Consider the following 8497-nt stretch of genomic DNA (forward strand, 5'->3'; position numbering starts at 1 on the left):
AGATCAGCGCCCGAGTGGGCGAGGGTGTGCACCACTTTGCGCCTCGCCGGGTCGGCGAGGGCCTCCAACACCTGCTGGACGTTGACGTCCTCCACACCGGGGTGCACGATCACTCGCGCCGTCACGCGTGCTCGTCCCACACCCACCACCCCTTTCCACGCCTGGCCCCCGTCCCGAGTCGAACCCCGTCAACCGTCGCGCACCGTGCGCGACTTCATGGCAGACGCTACTACGGGACGGGGCCCCGCCACGCCCGCTGCAACACCTCTGCAACACGAACCGCGCGCCGGCCTCCCGAACGGGTGGTGTCCCCGGTGTCCCTCAGGCGAGTTGGGCGGCCAGGCCCGTGGTCAGCAGCGTGAGTCCGGCGGTGAACGTGGCCTCGGGGCCGGGGTGCTCGGTCTGCCACTGGACGAGGAGCGGGAACTGCGCCGGGTCCGGGCCGGCGGCTCCGCCGGTGGGGGCGTGCACCTGTTGTTCCTGGAGGACGAATCCGATGACGTAGCTGGTCACCGCGTGCCCCAGCACTGCTGCTTGGGTCGGTGTGAGTCCCTGCGCGCTCATCAGGGCCAGGCCGTCCTCCACGGACCTGAGCGTCGCCGTTCCGGGGGCGAGGTGTCCCGACACCAGCCGCGCGCCGTCGCGGCGTCCCAGCAGTGCCCGGCGCAGCCGGTGCGCGAACGCTTCGGTGTGCTCCGCCCAACTGCCCGGCTTCGTTTCCGCCTCCGCACCCTCGCCGTTGCCCGTCCCGGGGGTGGAGAAGGCCGGGGCCGCGACGGTGTCCGCCATGGCCGTCAGGAGCTCCTGCTTGCTGCGGACGTGCCAGTACAGCGCCCCGGGGGCCACGCCCAGGCGTTCGGTCAGTGCCCGGGTGGTCAGCCGTTCGAGCCCGACTTCGTCGAGCAGGTCCAGTGCGGCGGCGATGACGTCATTGCGGTGCAGCGCCATGGTGTTGGCGGGCTCCTTTCGGCGAAGGGAAAGCTTTGGGGCATCGGGGACTTGAGCTTAGCTCAGGTCATCTGTCTATGATCGACCTGAGCGATGCTCAAGTAGGTTTCTGGCTACGGGCTTTCGGGCTTTCGGGCGAGCAGACATGGAGGCGTGGTATGGGTGAGTACGTGAACGTCGGCGGACATCGCACCTGGTGCGAGATCCAGGGCGAGGGTGACCCCGTCGTCCTGCTGCACGGGGGAGGAGTGACCGCCGACAGCTGGTGGGGCCAGATCCCGGCCCTTGCCGCGCACTTCCGCGTCCACGCCCCCGAACGCCGCGGCCACGGCCGCACCCCCGACGTCGAGGGCCCCGTCACCAGCGACCTGATGGCCGGTGACCTCATCGCCCTCCTGGAGACCCTCGGCACCGGCCCCGTCCACCTGGTCGGCTGGAGCGCGGGCGCGACCGTCGCCCTGCGGACGGCGTTGCGCCGTGCCGATCTGGTCCGCTCCCTGGTCCTCATCGGCGGTGGCGTCAGCCGTGAGGGTTCCACCGACGCCGATGCCGCGATCCTGGACGACACCGCGCGGCTGGAGGCGATGTTCCGCCCCCAGTACGAGCCGCTGTCCCCGGACGGCCCGGCCCACTTCCCCGTGGTGTTCGCCAAGTGGCTGGCCATGTGGCGGGAGGAACCCGACATCGGCTTCGCCGCCCTGGCCGACCTGCCCATGCCCCTGCTGGTGATGCAGGGCGACGACGACGGCGTGCGCATCTGCCACAGCGCCGCCGTGGCCGGAACCGCCCCCCACGGCCAACTCGCCGTCCTGCCCGGCACTTCCCACACCGCCCCGCTGGAGAAGCCCGAGCTCGTCAACCGTCTCCTGCTCGACTTCCTCACCCAACCCGGCCCGCCCGCCAGGCAGTTCGCGCTCGGCGCCCTCGCCCAGGCGGCCCGCGACCACGCCTGACCGTCCCGGGGCCCGGTGGTGCGGGCCCCGGGCGTACGGGGGTCAGGCGGTGTGGATGCCCTGGCCCGGGGTCAGGATCCCCGCCGGGTCGAAGCGCCGCTTGGCCCGCGTCACCCGCTCCCACAGCCCTCCGTAGTGTGCCTGCCAGTCGGCGCTGCTCATGCCGGGGACCGCGCCGATGAGGTAGCGCTTGCCGCCGAGCTGCACGGCCCGCTCGTACAGGCGCCGGTTGCGCTCCAGCATGCCCGCGGTGTCGGCGCCCGGCGCGGGGAAGGCGAGGAGGTCGAAGTGCCAGCCGACGGGGGCGTCGGGCAGGACGGCCAGCGGCGTCGCCACCTTCGCCCGCGCGTACGGGTAGAACAGCAGCAGCCCCGCCCCCAGGTCTGCGGCCGTCAACTGCTCGGCGGCCTCCCGCATGAACACCGCTGCCGTGGCGGCGGGCAGGAACAGGCTCAGCCACGGCTTCGGCAGCCCCCAGAAACCGGCCGAGCGCAGGTACCCCGCGAAGGCGTCGACCCGGAACGCGTACTCGCGCCAGCCCTGTTCCACCACGGTCGTCTCGCCCGCCACCGGGTTCAGGCCCGCCAGCAGCGCCCGGCGGTCCACCGGACGGTCCGCCGGTCCGTACGCCACCAACTCGGCGGTGTAGCGCCAGCGCTGTCCGTCCGTGCTGCGCACGACGTTGCCGACCTGGAGGTCGAAACGCCCGTCGGCGAGCACTTTCTGCTGGTCGGCCAGGTAGGCGTCCAGGTCGTCGTAGGCCAGGGTGAAGACGGTGGAGCGCGCCGGGGCGGGCACCAGCGCCAGCGTCGCCCGGACGATGATCCCCGCCTGTCCGCCGCCGGCCAGCACCGCCTCGAACAACTCCCGGTTGCGCCCGCGCGAGGCGGTCACCAGCTCACCGGTGCCGGTGACCACCTGGAGTTCGCGCACCGTGTCGGTCTGCAGGCCGTGGTGCTGCACCGCCCCGCCGATGCCGCCGACGCTGAGCGTCCCGCCCACCGACAGGTGGAGGTAGTCCGTCAGCACGGGCGGCACCCAGCCCTTGGCCAGGCCCGCATCGACCAGTTGTGCCCAGGTGGCGCCGGTCTCGACGACGGCCTCACCGGGCCGTATCGAGATGACCCGGTTCAGGCCGCGGGCGTCGATCGCGATGCCGCCGAGGGGGTTGGCCTGGCCGTAGTTGGAGTGCGACTCCAGGGAGGCCGTTCCCTGCGCGGTCGCGTCCCCGCTCTGCCCGTTGACGGCCACCGGGACGCGATGGCGCCGGGCGAAGGCGACCACCTTCTGCACGTCGCGCACCGAGCCGGGGCGCAGTACCGCGCGGGGCGCGCGGGTGACCAGGTGCCCGAAGTCGGTGGAGAACCGCTCCAGGCCCTCGCCCTGCAGCGTCACCGCCCCGTCCAGGGAGGGCAGTTCGGCGACATTCGCGCCGGGAGTGGTGGCCCAGGCATGGGCAGCGGTGCTCCACCCGACGACGGCGGCGCCGGCACCGGCGATCAGGGCGCGGCGGGACAGGCCTGACCTGCTCATCTCAGGGTTCTCCGATCAGTCGTCAAATAGGGATTGTTGTACCGCAACCATCCCGCGACCACCTACCCGGCGCGTTCGGACCGGTGCTGCCTCGTCGTCCGAACCCCGTCACGCGGCCCGCGTCACGCGGACCCTGTCACCTGGTGGGCTGGGCACCGCGCCCGGCGCCCCACCGGAACGTCACCGCTCCGCGTTCAGGCGGCGCATGGGCGGGCGATCGAGCACCTCGATGTACATGATCCGGTCGTCCACGACGTCCAGGACCAGCATGCCTTTCGAAGGCAGGAGCGGCACACACCGATGGCCGGCGCCGTACGGCTGCCTCCGCGGACGCTCCGCGGTGCGGATGCTCTGGCAGAAGTCATCACCACAGCCACACTCGCCGACCAGCCGCACATCCCTGACGCTGACGGCCAGGCCATGTTCTCCCTCACCCTCCAGGAGAGCGCTCAGCTCGTCGACGAGGTCGGGGAAGACATCGCGAAGGAGGGGATGCTCCGGTTCCATGGGGTGAGGGTAGCCGGAGTGATCAGCTGTGTGTTCAGCTGCGGGGGAGTCAGCCCAGGACGCCGGTCAGGGCGCGGAGGAGTACGGCGTCGAACCGGTCGCGAGCATCGTCGGGCGGGGAGGTGGCGAGCAGGGCGGTGATGCGGGGGTGGCTCCCCGCGGCGGCGACGTGGCGGAGGTAGGCGGTGGTGCGGCGTGCGGCGCCGGTGTCCGCGGCAGCCGTTTCGTTCTGGACGAACAGCGCGGTCAGGCCGCTGAGGAGGGCGAACGCCTCGAGTTTGCGGGCGTGGGCGGCCGGGTGGTCGGCGAGCGCGTCGAGCACGTGCTCCAGGAGGTCGATCCCGTGGGGGCCGAGGGTGGGGCGGCTCATGACCATGGCGGGTAGCCAGGGGTGGCGGCGCATGACCTGCCGGGTCTGCCGGGCGACGGCGAGCAGGTCGGCCTGCCAGTCGCCGGTGGGGGCGGGCAGGTCGTAGTCGCTCGCGGTGCTGTCGGTCATCAGGTCGAGCAGGTCGTCGCGGGTGGCCACGTAGCGGTAGAGCGAGGCGGCGCCGGTGCCCAGGACGGATGCGACGCGGCGCATGGAGACGGCCTCCAGGCCTTCGCGGTCGGCCAGTTCCACCGCGGCCGCGGTGATCTCGGCGCGGCTGCGTTCGGCCGGGCGTCCGACCGCTGCCTGCTCCGGCCGCATCCAGATCACCGGCTCCTGCTGTCCTGCCACTGCCACCTCCTGTGTTGTCACCAGCCTACCTATCGCATACGGTGTTCGCGAACAGTGTATGCGAATAGGGGGGATGCGATGACACTCTTTGCTCACAACGGTGAGATCCGGATCGCCTTCGAGGACCTGGGCGGTGAGGGCGGCGACCCGCTGCTGCTCATCATGGGACTGGGGGCCACACGGTTCTGGTGGCCGGACGGCCTGGCGGCCGAACTGGTCGGCTGCGGCTTCCACGTCGTGGCCTACGACCAGCGCGACGCCGGCGAATCCACCCGCCTCCCCGACCGGCGCGTCGGCCCGCCGATCAAGGCCCTGCTGCAGCGAGAAGCTCCCGCCTACAGCGTCGAGGACCTCACCGACGACGCCATCGCCGTCCTCGACGCCCTCGGCTGGAAAGGCGCCCACCTCTTCGGCCACTCCATGGGCGGGCTCGTCGCACAGCGCATCGCGATCCGCCACCCGCAGCGCGTGCTGAGCCTGACCACCTCCGCCGCCGTCCCCAGCGACGCGAAGGGCCTGAGCGTCCTGCGCTACCTACGCCTGGCATGCCTGCCCCGATTCGCCCGGCTCCACTACCCCGAGACCCCACAGGGCAACCTGGACCTGGCCGTGGCCGTCGCCCGCATCCTGGCCGCGCCCGGCCAACCCATCGAGGAGCGGGATGTGCGCGAGTTCGTGGAGAGGGAGGCGGCGCACGAGGTCGCGAGCTTCCGTGACGCAAAGGCGCAGAGCCGTCAGATCGGCGCGAAGTGGCACGGCGGGCGGCTCGGCGAGATCACTGCGCCGACCTTGGTGTTGCACGGCGACCGCGACCCGCTCCTGCGGGTGGCGTCCGCGCGTGCCATCGCTGCCGCGATTCCCGGTGCGCGCCTGCGCCTCGTGCCCGGCGTCGGCCACTTCCTGGCCCGCGACGTGTGGACCACCTTCACCGACGAACTGCGCGCGCTCGCCGACCACGCCGTCGGGTGATTGCGGGTATGGCGTGGGCGTGCGCTGTTTCCGCATCAGCCACCGCCACCCACTACCGCCCACCGTTACTGGCTGTTGCCGGCTGCTTGTTGGCCTGTTCCGGGGATGGCGGAGCGCGCGTCTTCGCCTGGTTTCTTGTCGGTGTGTCGTGTTCTGCGGGGTGTTCGCGTCTGTCTCCTCGGATGGTCACTCGGCTTCCGGGGTCTGGATCTGTGCCGTACCGGCCGGTCTGCGGCGGTTCTTTCGTGTGTTCCCGCGGGTGCCCGTTGGAGGACCGTCCGGGCGGTGGAAGGCCGCCCCCGGTGGCCTGTTCTCGCCGGCTGCTCCTGGCCCGGGCGGCTGCTGCGTGAGGGCGCCGCCGGTCTGGAGTGCCGCGGGGCTGGAGTGCCTCCGCTTCCTCGACGTCGCCTCGGTTGCCGTCGTGCTGGTCTTCACCCTCGTGCTGCCCTGCGCCCACGCCGAGTTCGACTATGCCGTTGCCGGCACGGGCGATCCCACCCGGTACGGGCTGTTCTCGTTTTCGGTGGTGAGCTCCTCGGTGCCGGGCCTGGTGTGGGTTCCGGTCTTGGGTGCGTTCTCATGCAGGGCTGTAGGTGCGTGGCCTGGGTGGCTGGCCATTGGTGGGGGTGGGGGGGTGGGTCCTGCGGGTTTCTTGTGTGTGGGGGGGCGGGTGCTCTGGCGGTTCTTGTTCGGGGTGGGGTGGGGTGGGTGGGGGTGGGGGGTGGGTCTTGTCGGTTTCCTGTGTGGTCGGTTTCGCGGTTTCGGGCCGGGGTTTCGGGTGTGCGGGGGGCCGCGCTGTGGGTGGATTGCGGTCCGTGACGGGGGCGGGGTGGCGTGGGGTTGGACTGCGGTGATGGGGTCTTCGTGGCGTTGGGGAATGTTGGGGGGGGTGTTGGCTGGGCTGGTCGGGCTCGCGTCCCGGCGGGGGGAGGGCCGGGTGCTGGGGGTGGCCCTGTCGGGTGGGGAGTGGGTGGTGGTGCCGTTCACGTCGGGTTTCGAGGGCGGGCCGGTCGGCTGTTGGGCGGGCGGGGCGCTCGGACTGGATACCTCGTTCGTGGTCGTGGTCGTGGTCGTCGTCGCGGTGCGGGCGTGCCTGCTTACCGGTTCCGGTGGTGTCGAGGGGTGGGGGTGGGTGTCGGTCGGGTGCGTCTATCTGACGGTCGGGTTCTCGTGCGCGTGGCATCCGGACGTGGCCTCGCTGCGGTTCGCGGCGGCGACTTCGGGCATGAGCGGGTTGTTCGAGGGGTCCGTGAGTGTGCGGAAGGTGTTCACCGGCCTGTGCGTCGCGAGCGGGGGGTGTGTTGTCTGCTCGGCGCGGAGTGTGGCGTCTTCGGGCTGTGCTGGTTCGACGGCGGGCCGGTTGAGGGCGCGGGCGTTCCGGGTGTCCGCTTCCCGGGTTTCCACGGTCTCGTCGCCGTCTGGTGAGGTCCTGGTCCGTTTCGCTGTGTCCGGTTCGTGGGTGGAGGTGGGGCCGGGCGGGTTCTACGGCGGCCTCGGCGGCCTCGGCCGGCGTCCGGACGGCGAGCGGTGGGGCTGCCTGTTGGGCGTCGCCGTACTCGCCGTGGACGCCCGGGCGCTCGGGGGGCTGCTCGTCGGGGAGGTGTCCGGCCCGAACGCGTCGCGGATCCGGCGCTGGTGGCCTGGTGGCCTGGTGGCGTGGTGGTGCGGTGTGGCCTTCGTGGTCGAGGGGGCCGGTGAGGTCTTCGGCCTGTTCGTGGCGGTGTCGTGCGGAGTTGGGTCCGGCGCCTGTCGCGCGCGATCGGGAGGCGGTGCGGCACGGGCGCGGGGCGCCGCGCCGGGTGGTCCTGTTGGACGCTGTCCGCAGGGCGGCACCCCGGCGGGTTTCGGCCCCTGGCCGGCCGGTCCGCTGCCCGGATCGGTGGGGCGGGCGTGGGTACATCTTCCGGGGGTCGGCATTGGTCGCGTCCGCAGTACCTGCACGAGGCGGTGACCAATCCGAACATCCATGTGCGGGGCACGCACAGTTACTACAGTGACGCCTGGAGCGAGGGCTTCGAGCGGTCGGTGGTGCGCTACCTCTACGGTGACGCGGTGAGTGTGGCCTCGTGGGAGCCGCCCCGGCCCGTCGACCAGCTTCACATCGGCGACTACGTCTGCATCGCGGCCGAGGTTGTGATCCTGATGGGCGGCAACCAGACCCACCGTAGCGACTGGTTCAGCCTCTACCCCTTCCCCGGCAACGCCGTCGACGCCTACCGGCACAAGGGGGACACGGTGATCGGGGACGGTGCCTGGATCGGCATGCGGGCCATGATCATGCCCGGTGTCGCCATCGGTGAAGGCGCCGTCGTCGGCGCGCAGGCGGTCGTCACGCGCGATGTCGCGCCGTACACCGTCGTCGCGGGCAGTCCCGCGGTCCCTGTCGGTACCCGTTTCGACCCGGACACCGTTGACCGCCTCCTGGCTCTGGGTGTCTACACCTGGAGCGAGGACAAGTTCACGGCCCTGCGCGCGGTGCTCTGCGCGTGCGACATCACCGCTCTCGAACGGTCGGCCCGCCGATACGACCACGACCGGGCTCCTGCCTGAGACACGGCGGACGAGCCGGCGTCGACCGCGCGTCGCGCGCCTGCCGCGCCCGCGGACCGCCCGGGGTGTGTGTCCGGTGGATCGGAGCCTGGCGCCGCCGGGCGGTGTGGTCGCGGTTGCGGGTGCGGTCGCTGCGGGTCAGGGCCTTTCGGCACCGCCGGCACCGCCGGTACTGCCGGCCAGGCGCTCGGCCGCTCCCGGGGGGCGGGGTGGGTGGTGGTGGCTGGGCGGGGCTGCGTCTGCCCCGCGTCGGAACCTGTGTCGGACCCGCTGTCGCGCCGGTTCGGCCCGGGCAACCTGCCTGTGGGTTACGGGA

Annotated in this window: 8 protein-coding genes; 4 read left to right on the forward strand and 4 right to left on the reverse strand. The window is 72.0% G+C overall.

What is annotated here, in order from left to right; all coding sequences use genetic code 11:
- Positions 1–321: 321 nt before the first annotated feature.
- On the reverse strand, positions 322–948 hold the full coding sequence (locus tag ACFV8H_RS40545) for a TetR/AcrR family transcriptional regulator C-terminal domain-containing protein (protein WP_380409689.1): 627 nt from the start codon (positions 946–948) through the stop codon (positions 322–324).
- Positions 949–1106: 158 nt separating this feature from the next.
- On the opposite strand from ACFV8H_RS40545, the gene ACFV8H_RS40550 reads away from it, so the two are divergent.
- Complete coding sequence (locus tag ACFV8H_RS40550; RefSeq protein ID WP_380409691.1) at positions 1107–1901, forward strand: alpha/beta fold hydrolase; 795 nt, start codon at positions 1107–1109, stop codon at positions 1899–1901.
- A gap of 42 nt (positions 1902–1943) precedes the next feature.
- Here ACFV8H_RS40550 and ACFV8H_RS40555 read toward each other — a convergent pair whose 3' ends face one another.
- The 3 genes from ACFV8H_RS40555 to ACFV8H_RS40565 all read right to left on the reverse strand — a co-directional run bounded on the left by ACFV8H_RS40555 (position 1944) and on the right by ACFV8H_RS40565 (position 4662).
- On the reverse strand, positions 1944–3434 hold the full coding sequence (locus tag ACFV8H_RS40555; RefSeq protein WP_380409692.1) for an FAD-binding protein: 1491 nt from the start codon (positions 3432–3434) through the stop codon (positions 1944–1946).
- 180 nt (positions 3435–3614) lie between these two features.
- Entirely contained in the window at positions 3615–3941 is a 327-nt protein-coding gene (locus ACFV8H_RS40560) for a hypothetical protein (RefSeq protein ID WP_380409694.1), read from the reverse strand.
- 49 nt (positions 3942–3990) lie between these two features.
- On the reverse strand, positions 3991–4662 hold the full coding sequence (locus tag ACFV8H_RS40565) for a TetR/AcrR family transcriptional regulator (RefSeq protein ID WP_380409695.1): 672 nt from the start codon (positions 4660–4662) through the stop codon (positions 3991–3993).
- A 78-nt stretch (positions 4663–4740) separates the two neighbouring features.
- Between ACFV8H_RS40565 and ACFV8H_RS40570 the strand changes: the two genes are divergently transcribed.
- The 3 genes from ACFV8H_RS40570 to ACFV8H_RS40580 all read left to right on the forward strand — a co-directional run bounded on the left by ACFV8H_RS40570 (position 4741) and on the right by ACFV8H_RS40580 (position 8181).
- Positions 4741–5631 carry an alpha/beta fold hydrolase gene (locus ACFV8H_RS40570; protein WP_380409697.1) on the forward strand — a complete coding sequence of 297 codons (891 nt, stop codon included), beginning with the start codon at positions 4741–4743 and terminating at the stop codon, positions 5629–5631.
- Between the two features lie 937 nt (positions 5632–6568).
- The gene (locus tag ACFV8H_RS40575; RefSeq protein WP_380409699.1) at positions 6569–7582 is read left to right on the forward strand and encodes a hypothetical protein; all 1014 of its coding nucleotides are present in this window, start codon (positions 6569–6571) and stop codon (positions 7580–7582) included.
- A complete protein-coding gene (locus ACFV8H_RS40580) occupies positions 7579–8181 on the forward strand; it encodes a CatB-related O-acetyltransferase (RefSeq protein ID WP_380409700.1) in 603 nt (200 codons plus the stop codon). The genes ACFV8H_RS40575 and ACFV8H_RS40580 overlap by 4 nt, the downstream gene beginning before the upstream one ends.
- Positions 8182–8497: the final 316 nt, after the last annotated feature.

The sequence above is a fragment of the Kitasatospora sp. NPDC059827 genome, assembly GCF_042731675.1.
Classification (GTDB): domain Bacteria; phylum Actinomycetota; class Actinomycetes; order Streptomycetales; family Streptomycetaceae; genus Kitasatospora.

What these genes read in the sequence shown, in the direction of transcription:
- ACFV8H_RS40555 (WP_380409692.1), bottom strand. Translation starts at nt 3,434, where the DNA reads ATGAGCAGGTCAGGCCTGTCCCGCCGCGCCCTGATCGCCGGTGCCGGC.
- ACFV8H_RS40550 (WP_380409691.1), top strand. Translation starts at nt 1,107, where the DNA reads ATGGGTGAGTACGTGAACGTCGGCGGACATCGCACCTGGTGCGAGATC.
- ACFV8H_RS40545 (WP_380409689.1), bottom strand. Translation starts at nt 948, where the DNA reads ATGGCGCTGCACCGCAATGACGTCATCGCCGCCGCACTGGACCTGCTC.
- ACFV8H_RS40560 (WP_380409694.1), bottom strand. Translation starts at nt 3,941, where the DNA reads ATGGAACCGGAGCATCCCCTCCTTCGCGATGTCTTCCCCGACCTCGTC.
- ACFV8H_RS40570 (WP_380409697.1), top strand. Translation starts at nt 4,741, where the DNA reads ATGACACTCTTTGCTCACAACGGTGAGATCCGGATCGCCTTCGAGGAC.